16 protein-coding genes and 2 tRNA genes are annotated in these 18374 nt (G+C 56.8%); 8 read left to right on the plus strand and 10 right to left on the minus strand.

The genetic code is table 11. The features are described from left to right. Positions 1-10: 10 nt before the first annotated feature. Positions 11-2104: a carboxy terminal-processing peptidase gene (locus LL947_RS04370; protein WP_499834073.1), complete on the minus strand. Its 2094-nt coding sequence runs from the start codon at positions 2102-2104 to the stop codon at positions 11-13. 236 nt (positions 2105-2340) lie between these two features. On the opposite strand from LL947_RS04370, the gene LL947_RS04375 reads away from it, so the two are divergent. Continuing rightward, complete coding sequence (locus tag LL947_RS04375; protein WP_404416774.1) at positions 2341-3660, plus strand: M18 family aminopeptidase; 1320 nt, start codon at positions 2341-2343, stop codon at positions 3658-3660. A gap of 71 nt (positions 3661-3731) precedes the next feature. Here LL947_RS04375 and LL947_RS04380 read toward each other — a convergent pair. From LL947_RS04380 to LL947_RS04420, 9 genes are all read right to left on the minus strand, one after another. Next, a tRNA-Met gene (locus tag LL947_RS04380) sits at positions 3732-3808 on the minus strand. Positions 3809-3882: 74 nt separating this feature from the next. Further along, on the minus strand, positions 3883-4974 hold the full coding sequence (gene ychF, locus LL947_RS04385; RefSeq protein WP_290820735.1) for a redox-regulated ATPase YchF: 1092 nt from the start codon (positions 4972-4974) through the stop codon (positions 3883-3885). A 116-nt stretch (positions 4975-5090) separates the two neighbouring features. After that, on the minus strand, positions 5091-5684 hold the full coding sequence (gene pth, locus LL947_RS04390) for an aminoacyl-tRNA hydrolase (protein WP_499834074.1): 594 nt from the start codon (positions 5682-5684) through the stop codon (positions 5091-5093). Between the two features lie 99 nt (positions 5685-5783). Next, positions 5784-6440 carry a 50S ribosomal protein L25/general stress protein Ctc gene (locus LL947_RS04395; protein WP_290820738.1) on the minus strand — a complete coding sequence of 219 codons (657 nt, stop codon included), beginning with the start codon at positions 6438-6440 and terminating at the stop codon, positions 5784-5786. A 108-nt stretch (positions 6441-6548) separates the two neighbouring features. Continuing rightward, a complete protein-coding gene (locus LL947_RS04400) occupies positions 6549-7490 on the minus strand; it encodes a ribose-phosphate pyrophosphokinase (protein WP_290820740.1) in 942 nt (313 codons plus the stop codon). A gap of 58 nt (positions 7491-7548) precedes the next feature. After that, positions 7549-7623: transfer RNA gene (locus tag LL947_RS04405), tRNA-Gln, on the minus strand. Positions 7624-7696: 73 nt separating this feature from the next. Next, on the minus strand, positions 7697-8575 hold the full coding sequence (gene ispE / locus LL947_RS04410) for a 4-(cytidine 5'-diphospho)-2-C-methyl-D-erythritol kinase (RefSeq protein ID WP_499834075.1): 879 nt from the start codon (positions 8573-8575) through the stop codon (positions 7697-7699). 9 nt (positions 8576-8584) lie between these two features. Further along, on the minus strand, positions 8585-9226 hold the full coding sequence (lolB, locus tag LL947_RS04415) for a lipoprotein insertase outer membrane protein LolB (protein WP_499834076.1): 642 nt from the start codon (positions 9224-9226) through the stop codon (positions 8585-8587). A 94-nt stretch (positions 9227-9320) separates the two neighbouring features. Continuing rightward, positions 9321-11090: a tetratricopeptide repeat protein gene (locus tag LL947_RS04420; RefSeq protein ID WP_499834077.1), complete on the minus strand. Its 1770-nt coding sequence runs from the start codon at positions 11088-11090 to the stop codon at positions 9321-9323. A gap of 171 nt (positions 11091-11261) precedes the next feature. Here LL947_RS04420 and hemA point away from each other — a divergent pair, with 171 nt between their 5' ends. The 7 genes from hemA to LL947_RS04455 all read left to right on the plus strand — a co-directional run bounded on the left by hemA (position 11262) and on the right by LL947_RS04455 (position 18365). Next, on the plus strand, positions 11262-12572 hold the full coding sequence (hemA, locus tag LL947_RS04425; protein WP_499834078.1) for a glutamyl-tRNA reductase: 1311 nt from the start codon (positions 11262-11264) through the stop codon (positions 12570-12572). Next, on the plus strand, positions 12569-13660 hold the full coding sequence (prfA, locus tag LL947_RS04430; RefSeq protein WP_290820747.1) for a peptide chain release factor 1: 1092 nt from the start codon (positions 12569-12571) through the stop codon (positions 13658-13660). The genes hemA and prfA overlap by 4 nt, the downstream gene beginning before the upstream one ends. Beyond that, the gene (prmC, locus tag LL947_RS04435) at positions 13657-14514 is read left to right on the plus strand and encodes a peptide chain release factor N(5)-glutamine methyltransferase (protein ID WP_499834079.1); all 858 of its coding nucleotides are present in this window, start codon (positions 13657-13659) and stop codon (positions 14512-14514) included. Before prfA ends, prmC begins: the two co-directional genes overlap by 4 nt. 20 nt (positions 14515-14534) lie before the next feature. Continuing rightward, a complete protein-coding gene (gene lrp, locus LL947_RS04440) occupies positions 14535-15038 on the plus strand; it encodes a leucine-responsive transcriptional regulator Lrp (protein WP_290820751.1) in 504 nt (167 codons plus the stop codon). Between the two features lie 44 nt (positions 15039-15082). Beyond that, positions 15083-15835 carry a HesA/MoeB/ThiF family protein gene (locus LL947_RS04445; protein WP_290820753.1) on the plus strand — a complete coding sequence of 251 codons (753 nt, stop codon included), beginning with the start codon at positions 15083-15085 and terminating at the stop codon, positions 15833-15835. 121 nt (positions 15836-15956) lie between these two features. Next, positions 15957-17060 (plus strand): polyamine ABC transporter substrate-binding protein, encoded by a 1104-nt coding sequence (locus LL947_RS04450; RefSeq protein ID WP_290820755.1) that lies wholly within the window; start codon positions 15957-15959, stop codon positions 17058-17060. 123 nt (positions 17061-17183) lie between these two features. Then, a complete protein-coding gene (locus LL947_RS04455; RefSeq protein ID WP_290820757.1) occupies positions 17184-18365 on the plus strand; it encodes an ABC transporter ATP-binding protein in 1182 nt (393 codons plus the stop codon). Positions 18366-18374 lie beyond the last annotated feature (9 nt).

Consider the following 18374-nt stretch of genomic DNA (forward strand, 5'->3'; position numbering starts at 1 on the left):
GGCGTTTGGCTCAGTCCCGGTTGGCCATGCGTTGCGCTGTCTGCAGCTGAGCATAATCAAGAAGAATTTCAGCGGCTTCCAGCACCTGAGCGCGCTCGGCCGGCATGACGTCTTCTTCGTCTTCTTTTGCCAGTTCGCTGCCATTTTCTTCATCGCTGTCCACTTGGGCACTGGTCCATTCTTCCAATGGCTGAGCCCCCAGAGCAATCCGACGCTGGTTTTCCAGAGACAGCTGTTCGGCTTCCTGGGCCTCCATCTCTTCTTCGCGCTGTTCGCGGTTGAGGCTGACGCTGGTGTGCTGCTCCCTGAGCTGGCGCGATAGTTCTGTCTGACGCTCAAGATAGAGGAAGTTGGGGTTATCCTTGGTGCGTGCCTGGTAGCGATCTATCAGCGTATCCAGGTAGTTCTCCGGTTCGCCGTAACGGCGATACTGGACGTTCTGAACTGAATCCCAGGCCAGGGCATGGTCAAGGCTGCTTTCACCAATTCTCTCCGGGTCAATATCCATCGGGAAGCGGATATCCGGTTCAACGCCGCGATTCTGGGTGCTGTCGCCTGAAATGCGGTAGAACTTGGCGCGGGTAATCTTGATTTCTCCATGGCTAAGGTCGCTAAGTGTTTGGACGGTTCCTTTACCAAACGTCGGAGAGCCCACGACAATACCGCGTCCATAATCCTGGATAGCGCCGGCAAAGATTTCTGATGCAGACGCCGATAAGCGGTTGGTAAGGACGGTCAGTGGGCCGTCGTAGAGGGTGCCTGCGTCACTGTCGCCGTACAGTTGGATACGTCCTTCGGCATCGCGCACCTGAACGGTCGGGCCGCGATCGATAAACAAACCCAGTAGGCTGTTGGCTTCCTGGAGCGCACCGCCACCATTGTCACGCAGGTCAAGCACGATGCCTTCCACGCCTTCCTCCTTGAGGGCATTAATTTCCTCGGCAACATCTCGAGTAGTGCTGCGGTAGTCATCTTCACCCGCTTGCCAGGCTTCAAAATCGACATAGAAAGTGGGTACGGTGATAACGCCGACCTTGTGCTGTTGGCCATCACGCTCCAGCTCGATGACTTCACTTTGCGCAGCCTGATCTTCAAGTTTCACGGTATCGCGAGTGATCTCGACCACTTGGGTACGCGTGACATCAACCGCCTTGGCCGGGATGACTTCCAGGCTCACCGTGCTGCCCTTGGGACCGCGGATCAGATCAACAACATTATCCAGGCGCATGCCGATGACATTCACCAGTTCTTCTTCATCTTCCTGTCCTACCGCGACAATGCGGTCGGCAGGATCCAGGACACCGGCCTGATCAGCAGGGCCGCCCGGTACCAGGCTGGCAACCTTGACGTATTCACCATCAGCCTGAAGCATGGCACCAATACCCTCCAGCGACAGGCTCATCTGGATATCAAAGGATTCACCCTGACGCGGGGAAAGATAGCTGGTGTGAGGGTCTACAGTGCCGGTGACCGCCGCCATCAGCAGGCCGAACACATCTTCAGCTTCGGTCTGTTGAACCCGGGAAAGCTGGCCTTCATAGCGCTGGCTCAGCGTGGTTTCAATCTGTTCATCGTCCTGCTCTGCCAGTGCCAGCGTCAGGGCTGCATTCTGCAAGCGCTTTTCCCACAGGGTATCCAGCTGACTGTTATCGGTTGCCCAGTTGGCCTCTTCGCGATCTATCTCGAGGCGTTCATCACTGTCGAACTGATAATCAAGGCCCTCATCAATGCGTTCGAGCAGCCAGTTCAGGCGTGCTTCATGGCGCTCGTTGGCGCGTTCATGCAAGGCAAAGGCGTCATCGATATCGCCGTCAAAAAGCAAATCCGCCATCTGGGCTTCGAGATGTCGGTATGGCGCAATATCGCTTTCCAGCAGATATAAGCGCAGGCTATCAAGGTTATCCAGATAGCGTTGAAAGGCTTCTGAAGACCACTCGTTGTCAAAAGTGGTGTCAGCGTAGTGGCTGTAGCGCAAGGAGTCCGCAATTTCAACGGCGACTTCACGCTGCTCATCGGTGGGTTCCAGTGCCCATAGCGCTGGACTTACCAAGGTCAGCGCGGTCGCCAAGGTCACCGAGCGCGTAAGAGTTGCAAACCAGCTCATTAATCAAGCTCTCCTGGATTTGTGTAAACTTGTACAGACTGCATGCTTTGTATGACTGATGATCTGCCGCTGAGTTGCGAAATTGAGTTGCAAAATGCAGACAATGAAGCCGCTGAACAACCACGGCGGTTATCTGTTGCAATAACGGTTACATGAATACTTGCATGAAACAAACATATATTGTACCAGCTCTTGTGCGTTGCTGAGACTACTTCATCGTTGTTGAGAGGATTTTCATGTTACAGACTTTAGAGTCAGGCTTGCTGGATAGGCTGTGCGGGTTTCTGCAGGCATCGCCAACACCCTGGCATGCCACCCATAATATGGCGGTGCGTCTGGAGCAGGCAGGCTATCAGCGGCTGCAGGAAACCGCCCGTTGGCAGCTGGAAGCGGGTAAACGTTACTATGTCACCCGTAATGATTCGTCCATCATTGCCTTTCAGCTGCCTGTGGAAGGCGCGTTAACCGACCTGCGTATGGTCGGCGCCCATACCGATAGCCCCGGTCTGCGCCTGAAACCCAACGCGACCCAGCGCAGTGCTGGCTGGTTACAGGTGGGCATTGAGGTCTATGGCGGCGCCTTGCTGGCGCCCTGGTTTGATCGTGACCTGGGTATCGCCGGCCGAGTGCATCTGCGTCAGCCGGATGGACGCCTGACCAGTGTTCTGCTGAATGTCGCTGAGCCAGTGGCTATCCTGCCCAGCCTTGCCATCCACCTTGATCGAGAAGCCAACAATGGCCGCTCAATCAACCCCCAGACCCAGATGGCGCCGGTGTTGATGCAAGACGATCAGCAGGATCTGAATAGCCTGCTACAGATCTGGATTGAGGCACAGCATGGCATTGAGCACGCTGACATTGTTGATTTTGAACTAGGCTTTTATGACCTGCAGGCGCCGTCGCTGATCGGGATCGAGCCGTCACTGCTTGCCAGCGCCCGCCTTGATAATCTGTTGTCATGCTTCATTGGTCTGGAGGCGCTGCTCGCCAATGATGGGCAGCAAGGGGTACTTCTAGTGGCCAATGATCATGAAGAAGTGGGGAGTGCCAGTACCTGCGGTGCCCAGGGGCCGTTTCTGGGTGATGTGTTAAGTCGCCTGAATGCTCAATCGGGCGGCGCCAGTGAGGAATCACTGATTCAGCTGATTCAGTCGTCCTGTATGATTTCCTGTGACAACGCTCATGCCCTGCACCCTAATTTTCGTGACAAGCATGATGAACAGCACGGGCCCCTGATCAACTCGGGTCCTGTGATCAAGGTGAATGCCAATCAACGCTATGCCACCAATAGTGCCACCAGCGCGCTTTTTCGCGACCTTTGCCATGAGGCCGGCGTGCCGGTGCAAGTGTTTGTAACCCGTGCAGATATGGGGTGCGGGAGTACTATCGGGCCGATTACGGCTACGCAGGTGGGAGTGCCAACGGTGGATGTTGGGGTACCGCAATGGGCGATGCATTCGATCCGTGAAACGGCAGGTAGTCGGGATGTCGCGTATCTGGTGCAGGCGCTGACGGTGTTCTTTAACCGTGCCAACCTGGGGTTGGTTGAAAGCTAAACGTTTTTTTGTGCGCACAAAAAAGCCCGCCCGGTTTCAACTAACGGAAATCCGGGCGGGCATTGTGTATCTGGTGGCTACGCCCTGATTTGAACAGGGGACCCCATCATTATGAGTGATGTGCTCTAACCAGCTGAGCTACGTAGCCATTCAACGGGGGCGGATATTACTCAGCCTTCATGTTGGCGTCAAGTGTTTTTCGTCGCCAGGCAAGGTGTCGGGTCAGACGTTGAAGCGGAAGTGGATAACATCACCATCCTTGACAATATATTCCTTGCCTTCCAGCCGCCACTTGCCGGCATCCTTGGCGCCCTGTTCGCCACCCAGGGTGACAAAATCGTCATACGCGATGACTTCAGCCCGGATAAAGCCTTTCTGGAAATCCGTGTGGATGACGCCCGCGGCTTCAGGTGCGCTGGCGCCTTCCTTGACCGTCCAAGCGCGTACCTCTTTAACGCCAGCGGTGAAGTAGGTCTGCAGACCGAGTAAGGCATAACCAGCGCGAATGACCCTGTCAAGGCCGGGTTCTGACATACCGATTTCTTCCAGGAACATGGCACGTTCATCGTCGTCGAGTTCGGCGATTTCCGCTTCAATCTGGTTGCATACCGGGACCACCACGGCACCTTCGTCAGCGGCAATGTCCTTGACCACATCAAGATAGGGATTGCTATCAAAGCCGTCCTCGTTGACGTTGGCAATATACATGGTGGGCTTGAGGGTCAGAAAGCCAAAGCTCTTGACCTGCTGTTTTTCATCATCGTTGAGCCCGAAGCTGCGCAGTGGCAGGCCTTCGGCCAGATGTGGCTGAATCCTGTCCAATACGGCCTTGGTGGCGATGGCATCCTTGTCGCCGCCTTTTACCACCCGTACCAGACGCTGGCTGGCCTTTTCGACTGTATCCAGGTCGGCCAGGGCAAGTTCGAGGTTAATGGTTTCGATATCGGCTCTTGGGTCAATCTCGTTGGCAACGTGAATGACGTTATCGTTATCAAAGCAGCGCACCACATGGGCAATGGCCTGTGTTTCGCGGATGTTGGCAAGAAACTTGTTACCCAGGCCCTCGCCCTTGGAGGCGCCGGCGACGAGCCCCGCTATGTCAACAAACTCCATGGTCGTCGGAATGACTTTCTGAGGTTTGACAATCTCTGCCAGCCTGTCGAGTCGGGGGTCTGGCATGGGGACGATGCCGACGTTGGGCTCTATGGTGCAGAAGGGAAAGTTTTCTGCATCAATGCCAGATTGGGTAAGCGCATTGAACAAGGTGGATTTGCCGACATTCGGCAGACCGACGATACCGCAGTTAAAGCCCATGAGTGTTTCCTGAAAAGTGTTCGATAAAGTAAATTGAAGGCCAGCCTTCAGAGCAGCTTGTAAGGAATTCTACGCGACACCGCTGAATACGCCAGGCGTCGTCTGGTATGGATGCTTCATTCAGAGCCCGCTGAAAAACGATGCTGGCGATTCATGGCATTGGCCCAATCGCCGCCAAGCGCCAGCGGCAGGGTAGCCAGGCATTCCTCGAGCGCCTGCTCAATGGCGGATTGCTCGGTTTTTCCCGGTCGCCCCAGTACATAATTGACGACCTGATGGGCGCTACCCGGATGGCCAACGCCAATGCGTAAACGGTGAAACTGCTTTTGATTGCCCAGGGCGCTGATAATATCACGCAGGCCGTTGTGGCCACCGTGGCCACCGCCGGTCTTGTAGCGCGCCTGTCCAGCAGGCAGGTCAAGTTCGTCATGGGCAATCAGAAGCTGTTCGGGAGACAGCTTGAAAAACTGACAGAGCGCGGCTACCGAAGCGCCGCTGCGATTCATGAAGGTTGTCGGGTTGAGTAGGTGCAGCGTATGACCAGAAAAGTTGACCTTGGCATAGAGGCCAAGAAATTTTTTTTCCGGGCGCAGAGAGGTGTTGGTGGCACGCGCCACTGCATCAACCATCCAGACGCCCGCATTGTGGCGTGTGGCAGCATACTCGGGGCCGGGGTTGCCCAGGCCGATCAGGGCCGATACTTGGCTCATCCTTCATTCCTCAATTAGCGGCAAAAAAAATCAAGCGCCAGAGGCGCTTGATCATGGTACCGAAAGAGGGCCGTGGCTGGCACGGCCCCGGGCAAGCGCTTATTCAGCGTTATCGCCTTCAGTGCTTTCACCTTCGCTGTCACCGCTTTCTTCATCATCATCACCGCCGCCACGCACCTTGACCTTGGTGACGTTGAGAATCGCGTTATCGTGATCTTCACCATGGGACAGGTCAACAGACGTAACCCCCGCCGGCAGATGCAGGTCAGACAGGTGCAGCGTTGTGCCGACTTCAACCGCGGAAATGTCGATTTCCAGATAGTCAGGCAGGTCTTTCGGCAAGCAGCTGATCGCCACTTCGTTGGCCAGGATGTGTAGCTCGCCGTCCTGATCCTTGATGCCGACACAGGTGTCATCGCCCGTCACGTGCAGTGGTACGTTCATGGTGATTTCATGCGTGGCATCCACACGCAGAAAGTCAGCGTGGGTCAGCAGGGGTTTGAACGGGTGGCGCTGCAGATCACGCACAACAACCTGCTGCTTTTTGCCTTCGATCACCAGCGTGATTACCGAGGAGAAGAAAGACTCATCTTCGATTGCCTTGTAAAAGGCAGTCTTTTCAACGGAAATTGACTGTGGTTCCTGAGTGCCACCGTACACAACGGCAGGAACCTGCTGATTCGCACGACGCAGGCGGCGGCTCGCACCTTTCCCCAGGTCGTGGCGAATATCGGCGTTAAGAGTAAAATCGGACATGGTGTGTTGCCTCTTGGTTAAAGTAAGGAAACGCTGCCGCCCGCGACCAGACGACAGCGTTCCCGGAAGCTCTTAAAGAGCCGAGTATGTCAGGCGCTTATGACCACATCAGTGGAACATGGCGCTGACAGATTCTTCGTTACTCACCCGACGAATGGCTTCCGCGATCAGACCGGCAACGCTGAGCTGGCGAATGCGCCCGCTGCGGCGTGCAGTATCTGACAGTGGGATAGTGTCGGTCACTACCACTTCATCCAGCACGGAGCCGACGATGTTGTCGACGGCCGGGCCGGAAAGAATGGGGTGAGTCGCGTAGGCGACCACGCGCTTGGCGCCATGATCTTTAAGGGCCTCACCGGCTTTGCACAGCGTTCCCGCTGTATCGATCATGTCGTCGACGACGACACAGGTGCGGCCTTCAATTTCGCCAATGATGTGCATCACCTGGGCCTGATTGGCCTGGGGCCGACGCTTGTCAATGATGGCCAGGTCTGCGTTCAGCTGCTTGGCAATGGCACGGGCACGAACAACACCGCCCACATCCGGTGAAACGACAACGAGATCGCTGTAATTCTGGCGTTCAATGTCGTCAAGCAGGATGGGTGAGCCGTAGACGTTGTCGACCGGCACGTCAAAGAAGCCCTGAATCTGGTCGGCATGCAGATCCATGGTCATAACGCGATCCACGCCTGCCTTGACCATCATGTCGGCCACTACCTTGGCGGAAATAGGCACACGAGCCGAGCGTACCCGGCGATCCTGGCGTGCATAGCCAAAATAGGGCATTACTGCCGTGATACGCGTTGCCGAGGCGCGGCGCAGGGCATCCACCATCAGGAACATTTCCATCAGGTTATCATTGGTCGGTGCACAGGTAGACTGCAGGATAAAAGCATCCTTACCGCGCACGTTTTCGTTGATTTCAACCGCGATTTCACCGTCGCTGAATTGACCTACCGTCGCATTACCCATGCGGCTGTCAAGGCTGTCAGCAACCTTACGAGCAAGCTCGGGATTGGCGTTCCCGGCGAAAACCATCAATTTTGACACGCGCAGCCACCTTTGCAGTGTTGAGATTCGTGGGAGAGAACGCCATTTTATGCAGAGCTGGCTGGGGTACCAGGATTCGAACCTGGGAATGCCGATACCAAAAACCGGTGCCTTACCACTTGGCGATACCCCAACGCTATGTTCTGACTGGCTGGACAGGGCTTTTCTTCGGCCAGTATCAGTACCATGTCTCGCACAGGGTGCGTTCAGTCACCCAGAGCAACATGAAGAGGAGAGCGGTTCAGCCCTTTGGCAACCCAGGCAGGCCAATGTTGAAGTGCCTGATTGGCAACATCAACGGCTATCGCCTGGCTGTTGAAGCCAGCAAAAACGCAGGCACCCGTGCCGGTCAAACGTGTCTCGGCAAAGCCCTCAAGCCACTCCATGGCTGCCGCTATCGGCGGATAGGCCCGAGTAACCACGGCTTCGCAGTCATTGCGCCATGCCGACGCTCCCCCCTGCAATGCGCGCGCCATGGTAATAGGCGGCGTGTTACGTGTCAATTGTGGATCCTTGAATACCTCAGGCGTTGAAACGCTGACCCCGGGGTGAATGACCACAAACCAGGGCGTCTCCAGAGTGACCGGAGTGAGTCGTTCGCCAACCCCTTCTGCCCAGGCGCTGGTGCCATGTATGAAGACCGGCACATCGGCGCCCAGCCTCAAACCCAGCTCAGCAAGCTGATCAAAAGAAAGGCCGAGTTGCCACAGCTGGTTAAGGCCGACGAGGGTGGTGGCGGCGTTTGAGCTGCCGCCCCCCAGGCCGCCTCCCATGGGGAGCCGTTTGTCTTCAATGGTCAGCTGGGCGCCAAGGCTGCAGCCAGTGGCGTTCCGTAACAGGCGGGCGGCACGCATCACCAGGTTGTCCTCACTGGAAATATCAGTCAGACCATCGCGCAACTCCAATTGCCCATCGTGACGCAGTGTAAAGGTCAGCGTGTCGCACAGGTCAATCAGCTGAAACAGGGTCTGTAACTCGTGATAGCCATCCACACGCTGACCAACAATATTCAACAGCCGATTGAGCTTGGCGGGGGCAGGGAGCCTCAGGGTATGTAAGGCCGATGCGGGTAAAGATGCTTGCATGCGAGGCCCTTATTGGGTGTCCGGTTGCCATTGATTGATGACCAGGGTGATTCTCACCTCATCATAAGCCATGACCAGGCGGCGAGGCAGCCAGAGGTCGTCGATGCGTTCCCAGTCACGGTAGTCAATCGTCCAGCCGTCCTGGGTCAGGTGGTTGGGGAAGCCAAGCTCGTCCGTTTCAAGCTGATAGCTGCGCGCTTCGTCTGGCAGTCCACGCACCCAGAAGGGCATGGCGCTGACGGGCAGTGACCAGCCCAGCTGCTCTTCCATCAAGGCTTCAGGGGATTTTGCTTCAAAACGCCCCTCGCTGTTGGTCAGGCTAAAGCGTCCTTCGCGACCTTCAAGGACGGTGCGCCCTCCACCGAAGGGGCCGCTGACCAGCAGGCGAAAATAATGTGGGTACTGGTGCCAGTCGAGGTTGGCACTGGTGTTTTCTTCCGGAGAGCGCAGGCCTGCCTTGCCAGCCAGCGTCCAGGTGTCCAGGGCTTCCAGTGATGCCTGCTGGGATTCCCATTGACCGGACTGACGGCCCCCATCATCGACAGGTGTTGATGTGGCACAACCGGTCAGCATGGCAAGTGACAGTATCAGGGCGGCAGGACCTGAGAGGGAGAAACGGCGAAAGGCCTTGGGGCTGGCGAGAGTAGGCATCTTGACTCCATTCAGAAAAGTAGCGTGTTGGCAGTGTGCGAGTGGACAAAACCAGCGAAATAAGTCCTGTGTTGCAAGCCTGAGGATTTGAATATCAGGGTGCCAGGTTGGGCAGCCGCTCCAGCAGTTCATCAATGGCAGGGTGCTCGCTGGTCTGACGTATCAGGCGGTCAATCAGTTCGCGGGCTTCTTCGCTGCGGCCAAGTTCATGGAGTACCTCAGCCAGATGAGCGGCAATTTCCTGATCCGGCATGACGGCGAAAGCCCGCTCCAGCCAATCAAGTGCACGTTGAGGATCGCCCTGACGGTAATAGACCCAGCCCATGCTATCCAGTACAGCAGGATCGTCGGGCGCCAGTTCGTAGGCACGTTCAATCAGGCGTTGGGCTTCATCAAGGCGTCCATCCAGGTTCTCATCGGCCAGCGTATAGCCCAGGGCATTCAGCGCATTGGCGTTATCGGGTTCATTGGCCAGTAGGCGCTTGAGGTCTGTCTCCATCTGCTCTATGTCGCCGGCTTCCCAGGCCCGCATGGCGCGTTGATATAACAGGGTGCTGTCATCCGGTGTGCGCGCCAGCTCACGGTCAAGTAACCGGTCAGCTTCCTGGGTCAGGCCATATTCATCCAGCAACTGTATTTCCAGCATCAAGAGGCTGTTGTAGTACGGGTCGTGAGCCATGCGCTCGATGCGCAAAAAAGCTCTGGCATCGATAAGACGCTGATTGTCAATCAACATGTCAGCCGCTCGGGCGCGTGCCGGGATAAAGTCATCACCTTCGCTAACCTGGCGAAAATATAACAGCGCATTATCAATTTCCTGGTTAGCACGGGCAATTTCCCCCAGCAGGATATAAGCACGGTCTGGCACTTGCGGTTGGCCTATAAAAGGCTGTAGCAGTTGCTGGGCGGGTTCCGGATAGCCCTCATCCAGATAAAGCTCGGCGAGCGCCAGACGCAGTTCATCACCCCCTTGGTGGTTTTCCAGGAGCTGGTTGGTTTGTTGCTGCGCAGCCGTAAGGTTGCCCAGGCGAATTTCTGTCTGGGCCAGCAGAAGAATAAAGCGCACATCTTGCGGGTCATCGGCCAGCCCCTCGCGGGCCGCCTGACGCGCCTTTGTATAATCCTGGGTCTGAAGCCCCAGGCGAGCAGTTGCTAACCATAATGAACGGCCGATGTCTTCCCGTTGCCTGGCGGATTCCAGGCTGGCTTCAGCTGCCCGGGTCTCGCCCAACGCCATTTCCAGAAGCGCGGCAGCAACCCAGGGGTCACTTTGCAGGTTGTCAGTCTCTGGCGAGGTTAGATAGACGCGCAGGCGATCAAGCAAGTCAGGCAGCGGCCCATTTTCAGCGATTGCAAACTCGGCAAGAGCCGTCAGGTCGGTATCTTCCCCGGTCCGGGCAATGGCCAGTCGCTGCTCGAGGCTTTCTATCCATTGCCCCTGCTGCAAGGTGATAGCGGCCAGCAAACGTCTGGGGGCGGTAGCGTCGGGGGCAAGCGCCTGCCAGCGTTGAGTGGCGTCGAGCAGAAGCTGAGAAGAGTCGCTGTAACGCGCCGTGAAAGTGGCGCGCTCGGCCAGTTCGGCCGCAGGGTAGCGCTGCGTAGCCTTCAGATAATCCTGGCTTGCGCGCTGGTAGTTACCGCGCTGAGCGGCCAGTTCGGCACCGATCAAAAGGCTCAGGCCCTCGGCATCCAGACCTTGAGTGACAGGTGGCGCATATTGCAGAGGATCTTCTTTGGCCAACGTCGAGGGAGACAAGCCGGACGAGCTAGCGACCAGCTGACAACCTCCCAGCATCAGCATCATCATGAAAACAATGGCCATGGCGGGAAAAGGCGTGTGTTGAACAGCACTGGAGCGTGGCATGCATCCCTCGATTCGTTGGCCGGTCGTCCAGCATAGCGGCTTGCTGGAAGATGGCAAAGTGGTATGGGCCTGTTGAGGGTGGATTGTGATAGAATGATCTCCTTTATATTTTGCTACAGCAAGCATCCATCTCACGTTTCAGACCGACACACTAGCGAAGACGCACAACGCATGACGCTTCTTGCCTTGGGAATTAATCATCGAACCGCCACGGTTGCCGTGCGCGAGCAGGTCGCTTTCACGCCGGCGCAGCTTGAGCGTGCACTGGAGGAATTGCGTAGTCTGCCACAAATCAGTGAAGCCGCGGTGTTGTCGACGTGCAATCGCACCGAGCTCTACTGTGTGACAGACGCTGCTGGCGAGCAAACCGTACTTAAATGGCTAGGACGCTTTCACAACCTGCATGTCGATGAGCTGGCGCGCTGCGCCTATCATTATCTGGATGGCGATGCAGCGCGCCACCTGATGCGCGTAGCCGTGGGGCTGGATTCCATGGTGCTGGGCGAGCCGCAGATTCTGGGCCAGCTCAAGGAGGCCTACCAGCAGGCCCGCGATGCGCGTGGGCTGGGAGGCGAGCTGGAACGACTGTTTCAGCACACTTTTGCCGTCGCTAAACAGGTGCGTACCGAAACCGGGATCGGTAAGAACCCGGTGTCGGTCGCCTATGCAGCCGTCAGCATGGCCAGCCGCATTTTTGATGATTTCAGTCGTTCCCGCGCACTTCTCATTGGTGCGGGCGAAACCATTGAACTGGTGGCCCGCCACTTGAGTGAAGCCGGCGTGCGCCAGCTGACCGTTGCCAACCGCACTCGCGAGCGGGCTGAAAGTGTGTCTGCCGCGCTGGGTGGCGATGCTATCACGCTATCAGAAATCCCTGATGCACTGGAACATGCCGACATTGTGATCTCGTCCACTGCCGCTCCCTTGCCCATTGTAGGTAAAGGTATGATGGAGCGTGCCCTCAAGAAGCGTCGTCATCGTCCTGTATTCATGGTGGATATTGCCGTGCCGCGGGATATCGAGCCGGAAGTTGGTGAGCTCTCGGATGTATTTCTATACACCGTGGACGATCTGGAAGAAGTGATTGAAGACAACCGTCGTCATCGCCAGGTGGCAGCAGACCAGGCTGAGTCGTTGATTGAACACGGTGTCAGCAGCTGGCAGCATGAACGTCGGGTACGCCTCGGCGGCCATCTGATCCGTGAATATCGCCAGCACGGTGAGTCTTTGCGCGATATGTCACGGGATCAGGCGCTGGAACGCCTGGCCCGCGGTGAAGACCCGGCAGCTGTGGTCGAACGTCTGGCCCACCAGCTGGCCAATCGTCTGATGCACCAGCCGACCCAGTCAATCCGTGATGCAGCCTCTGTTGAGGAACATGCATTGCTGGAGGCGGCACCGCGATTGCTGCTGCCAGCCAAAGCCGCTTTTGAAACCCCACCTGCCGCCAAGCGTCGCAAGAAGGATAATTCACCCGCATGAAAGAGTCGTTGCGCCAACGTCTGGATAGTTTTGTAGAACGCTTTGAAGAGCTATCGCTACTCTTATCAGAGCCTGACGTAATTCACGATCAGCAGCGCTTTCGCGATTATTCGCGTGAGTATTCAGAGCTTGAAGCTCTGGTGTCTCATTGGCAACGCTATCGTGATATCGAAGGTGATATGCATGCTGCCGAACAGCTGATGCGTGACAGCGACGCCGACATGCGCGAGCTGGCGGAAATGGAGCTGCATGAAGGCCGCGACAAGTTGGAGGCACTCGAGATTGAACTCAAGCGTCTGCTGGTGCCTAAAGACCCGGACGACGGTCGCGGGGTGTTTCTCGAAATCCGCGCTGGCACGGGTGGCGATGAAGCAGCGCTGTTTGCAGGTGATCTGTTTCGGATGTACTCCCGCTATGCTGAAAAACGCGGCTGGAAGGTCGAGGTTATCAGCGCCAGCCACGGTGAAATGGGCGGCTACAAGGAAATTATTTCGCGTATCAAAGGCAACAGTGTCTATGCCAATCTGAAATTCGAGTCTGGCGCGCACCGGGTGCAACGGGTGCCTGCCACCGAATCCCAGGGGCGAATTCATACCTCGGCCTGTACGGTGGCGGTCATGCCGGAAGTCGATGATGTCGGGGATATCAATATCAATTCTGCCGATTTGCGTGTGGATACCTTTCGTTCCAGCGGCGCCGGTGGGCAGCACGTTAACACGACGGACTCTGCCATTCGGATTACCCACCTGCCTACCGGTGTCGTGGTGGAGTGCCAGGAAGAACGTAGCCAGCACAAGAACCGTGCCAAGGCGATGTCACTGCTGGCGGCGCGGCTCAAGCAGAGCGCCGAGGACTCACAGCGCCAATCCCAGGCCGATGAGCGCCGTTCACTGGTCGGTTCCGGCGACCGCAGTGAACGTATCCGTACCTACAACTATCCTCAGGGGCGGATCACGGATCATCGTATTAACCTGACGCTTTACAAGTTGAATGAAGTGGTCAGTGGTGAGCAGCTCGATGATGTGATTGATCCCTTGATTCATGAGTACCAGGCTGAACAGCTTTCGGCCCTACAGGGCGGCGAATGACTCTGGATGCCCTGCTGATTGAGGGGTGCCAGCGCCTGAGCATTGCGGGATCCCCTTCGCCTCGTCTGGACGCCGAAGTATTGCTGACCCACTGTCTGGGTCGTGATCGTGCCTGGCTTTACACCTGGGGGGACCAGGCATGTGATACCTGGACCCGGGCCCGCTTTGCCGCTCTGGTCGCTGCCCGAGCAGACGGCCAGCCTATTGCCTATCTGACCGGAGAACGTGAGTTCTGGGGGCTGCCTCTGACGACCTCCCGTCATACCCTGATTCCTCGCCCGGATACCGAAACCCTGGTGGAAGCCGCCCTGCAGCGCGCGCCTTATGCGCCTGGAGCGTTATTGGATATGGGTACCGGCACCGGCGCCATTGCGCTGGCTTTTGCCAGTGAGCGCCCGGGCTGGGAGGTGGTCGGCGTAGACGTCCGCCATGAGGCCGTTGAGCTGGCTATGGCTAATGCCCGGCGATTGGGTATCACTAACGCCACTTTTTTATGCAGCCACTGGTTCACGGCACTGGCCAGTGCTCCCGTGCGTGCCCGTTTTGATCTGATTGTCGCCAACCCGCCTTATTTAGCAGACAACGACCCTCACCTGGAGCAGGGGGATGTGCGGTTTGAGCCGCGATCAGCGCTGGTGGCCGCAGGGCAGGGCTTGGCAGACCTCCACTATCTGATCAGCTCGGCCCACGCGTTTCTTCATCCGCACGGCTGTCTGTTGCTTGAACATGGCTGTGCCCAGGCGTCTGCCGTGCGGCAGTCATTCATTAGCGGCGGCTATAAGAACGTTGAAAGCCTGAGTGACCTGGCAGGCCAGGAACGGGTTACGCTTGGATGGTCAATGACATCGCCGTGATGCCTTTATTGGATCTTGCCATGAAATCAAAAAACAGAACGCTGGACCGTATTGATCTCAACATTCTGCGTTGCCTGCAGGAAAACGCACGCATTTCCTATGTTGACCTGGCCGCTGAAGTTGGCCTTTCCACCACGCCCTGCCTGGAGCGAGTCAAGCGCCTTGAGCGCTCCGGCATTATTCGTGGTTATCAGGCCTTGTTGGACCCTCAGGCGCTGAAAGCGAATCTGCTGGTATTTGTCGAAATCAGTCTTGAAACCCAGTCACCGGCGGTGTTTGACGAGTTTCGACGCGCTGTTGAACAGTTGCCACAGATTCAGGAGTGCCATCTGGTGTCTGGTCAGTTTGACTACATTCTGAAATGCCGTATTCCGGAAATGTCCGCTTACCGTCAGTTGCTTGGCGACGTGGTATTAACCCTGCCCGGGGTGAAGGAATCCAAGAGCTATGTGGTGATGGAGGAGGTCAAGGAAAGTTTCAGCCTGCATTTATCCGAGCTTGAGGAAATTGATGATAAGCATTGATGCACTATCAAGAATTGATTTTCTGTTGAGAGGAGGTTGTCAGGATGATGGATGACCAGGCCCTGATTCGTTACAGCCGCCAGATCATGCTGCAGGAAGTGGATATTGACGGCCAGCAGCGGCTGAATGATGCCCATGCGCTGATTATCGGCGCCGGTGGTCTGGGATCTCCCGTCGCCCTCTACCTGGCTGCGGCCGGCGTTGGCAAATTGACGATTGTCGATGCAGATGTGGTAGAGCTTTCCAATCTGCAGCGTCAGATTGCCCACCAGCAGGCGGATCTGGGGCGCAACAAGGCCGCATCCGCCGCGCAGAGTGCCCAGGCGGTCAACCCCGGCTGCCAGGCGGTAGCGCTTAAAGAGCACGCTGACAGGCAGCAGTTGGCGGCGCTGGCGGACTCTGCCGATGTGGTGCTGGATTGCACCGACCGTTTCTCCAGCCGCTATGCGATCAATGCCGCCTGTCTGAGTGCTGGTGTGCCGCTTGTGTCTGGAGCGGCCATCCGTTTTTCCGGCCAACTGGCGGTCTTTGACCCGCGTTTGCCGGATAGCCCTTGTTACGCCTGTCTTTACCCGGATGACGGGAGTGGTGATGAAGCACTCTCCTGTGCCGAAAGCGGTGTAATGGCGCCGCTGGTCGGGCTGGTCGGCTGCTTTCAGGCGGTGGAAGCGTTCAAGCTGTTAAGTGGCGCGGGCCGTGCGCATCAGGGCCTGGCTACCTTTGATGGCCTGAGTGGCCAATGGCGCCATTTTCAGGTGCCGCGTGATCCGGCCTGTCCGGCATGTGGCAATCGTTGAGTATGCCTGCTCGATATATCCAGCATAAGAATTTTTGGCCATAAACTTGCGATAGGGGTAAGAGCATCGCAGAATCTGCCGGTCATCACGGAACACCAAAGACACAAGAGGAGATGTCTTGATGGGTAATCTACACAAACTTTCCGCAGCCGTTGTGGCCGCCACCCTGGCCACAGCGGCTACCACCGCCCAGGCCAATGAGGTACGGGTATATAACTGGTCAGACTACATAGCCCCGGAAACATTGGATAAATTTACCGAGCAGACCGGGATCGACGTTGTCTACGACGTGTTTGACAGTAACGAAGTGCTGGATGCTGCTCTTCTGTCAGGGCGCTCAGGCTATGACGTTGTGGTTCCCTCGACCTATTTTCTGACCCGTCAGATCAAGGCAGGCGTCTATCAGGAGCTGGATCACGACAAGTTGCCCAATCTCGACAACCTGGATCGACAGCTCTTACAGAATCTCGATGTAGTCGATGAAGGCAGCCGCTACTCGGTGCCATACATGTGGGGCACCAACGGGATTGGCTATAACCACGACAGGGTGACCGAGATTCTTGGTGAAGAGGCGCCGCTGGACAGCTGGGCGCTCTTGTTCGATGCCGATATCACCGCTCAGCTGGCCGAAGCGGGCTGCGGGCTGTCGATGCTGGATTCCGGCTCTGAAATGTTGACGCCAGCACTGGCCTACCTGGGGCTGGATCCGCACAGCAATGACATGGATGACCTGCAGGCAGCGGGTGATCTGGTGGCTTCCGTGCGTGACAACATGACCTACTTCCATTCCTCCCGTTATGTATCTGACCTGGCGAATGGCGATATCTGCGTGGCTGCCGGTTATTCCGGTGATGTGTTCCAGGCGGCGGATCGCGCCGAAGAGGCCGGGCGTGACTTTACCATTGCCTATTCCATCCCCAAGGAAGGCGCTGAATTATGGTTCGACATGATGGCGGTGCCCGCGGATGCGCCCAACCCTGACAATGCTCACGCCTTTATCAACTTCATTCTCGAGCCAGAAATTGCCGCTGAAATTACCGAATATGTCCGTTATGCCAACCCCAATGCGGCAGCGGATGAATTCCTTCCGGAAGACATTCTCAATGACCGTGCGATTTACCCCAGCGATGAGGTGATGGAAAACCTTTACGTCATTGCTGAAAAACCACAGGACGTCCAGCGCGCACGTACGCGTATCTGGAACCGGGTGAAATCCGGTCGTTAACCCGTCTTGCGCCTCGGGTGATATGACTCGGGTCCTGATGTTGAAAGTAGCGGGCTGCAAAGCCCGCTTTCAGTTTGAGTGCCATTCAGGCTCGGCCTGGAGGGCTTGATCGAGGAAACAGGCATGGCCACAACACCCTTGCAGGATGAAAGTGTGGGGTTGCCGCACAGGGCTCCAGCCGTCCAGCGTGCTCCGGGTAAAGTGCCGCGCTTTCGTGAAGATATCGTTCTTAGGGTAAACCGGCTGACCAAGCGCTTTGATGATGCCGTAGCGGTGGACGATGTCAACCTTCAGGTCAAGCGCGGTGAGATCTTTGCCTTGCTGGGCGGCTCCGGGTCGGGAAAATCGACACTGCTGCGCATGCTGGCCGGATTTGAAGCCCCCAGTGAAGGTCGTATCGTGCTTGATGGCACGGACATTACCCAGATGCCACCGCATAAACGCCCGATCAATATGATGTTTCAGTCCTATGCATTATTCCCGCATCTCAGCGTTGCTCAGAATATTGCTTTCGGCCTTAAGCAGGACCGTTTGCCCAAAGAGGAAGTGGATGAGCGGGTAGCGAACATGCTCAAGCTGGTCCATATGCAGCGCCTTGCCAAGCGCAAACCCCACCAGCTTTCTGGCGGCCAGCGCCAGCGGGTGGCATTGGCGCGTTCGCTCGCCAAGCGCCCCAAGCTACTGCTGCTGGATGAACCCATGGGGGCGCTGGATAAAAAGCTGCGTACTGAAATGCAGCTGGAGGTGGTAGAAATTATCGAGCAGGTCGGGGTGACCTGCATCATGGTGACTCACGACCAGGAAGAAGCCATGACCATGGCGGATCGTGTGGCGATCATGAGTGATGGCTGGATAGAGCAGGTCGGTTCGCCGGTGGATATCTACGAAAGCCCGGCCAGCCGCATGGTGGCTGAATTTGTCGGTACGGTGAATATGTTCGAAGGGGAAATTGCCGTTGATGCCGCTGACCATTGCCGGATCAGTTCACCCGTACTGGAGCGGCCTGTGTATATTGACCACGGGATTACCACCCAGGCAGATAATCTGCGGGTCTGGGCAGCGCTAAGGCCGGAAAAGATTTGGCTGACCCGCGAGATGCCGGAAGGCGATGTCAACTGGGAGCAGGGTGTGGTGGAGGATATTGCCTACCTGGGCGGCTTTTCACTGTATTACATCCGTACCCGTCTGGGGCAGTTGATCAAGGTCAGTATGGCCAATACCCGGCGTCGCGGTGACCGTCCTACCTGGGAAGATACCGTCTACGTCTATTGGGAAGATCACAGCCCGATTGTATTGAACCGCTAAAGGGGGCGA

It is taken from the genome of Halomonas sp. BLK-85 (assembly GCF_044792155.1).
Lineage (GTDB): Bacteria > Pseudomonadota > Gammaproteobacteria > Pseudomonadales > Halomonadaceae > Vreelandella.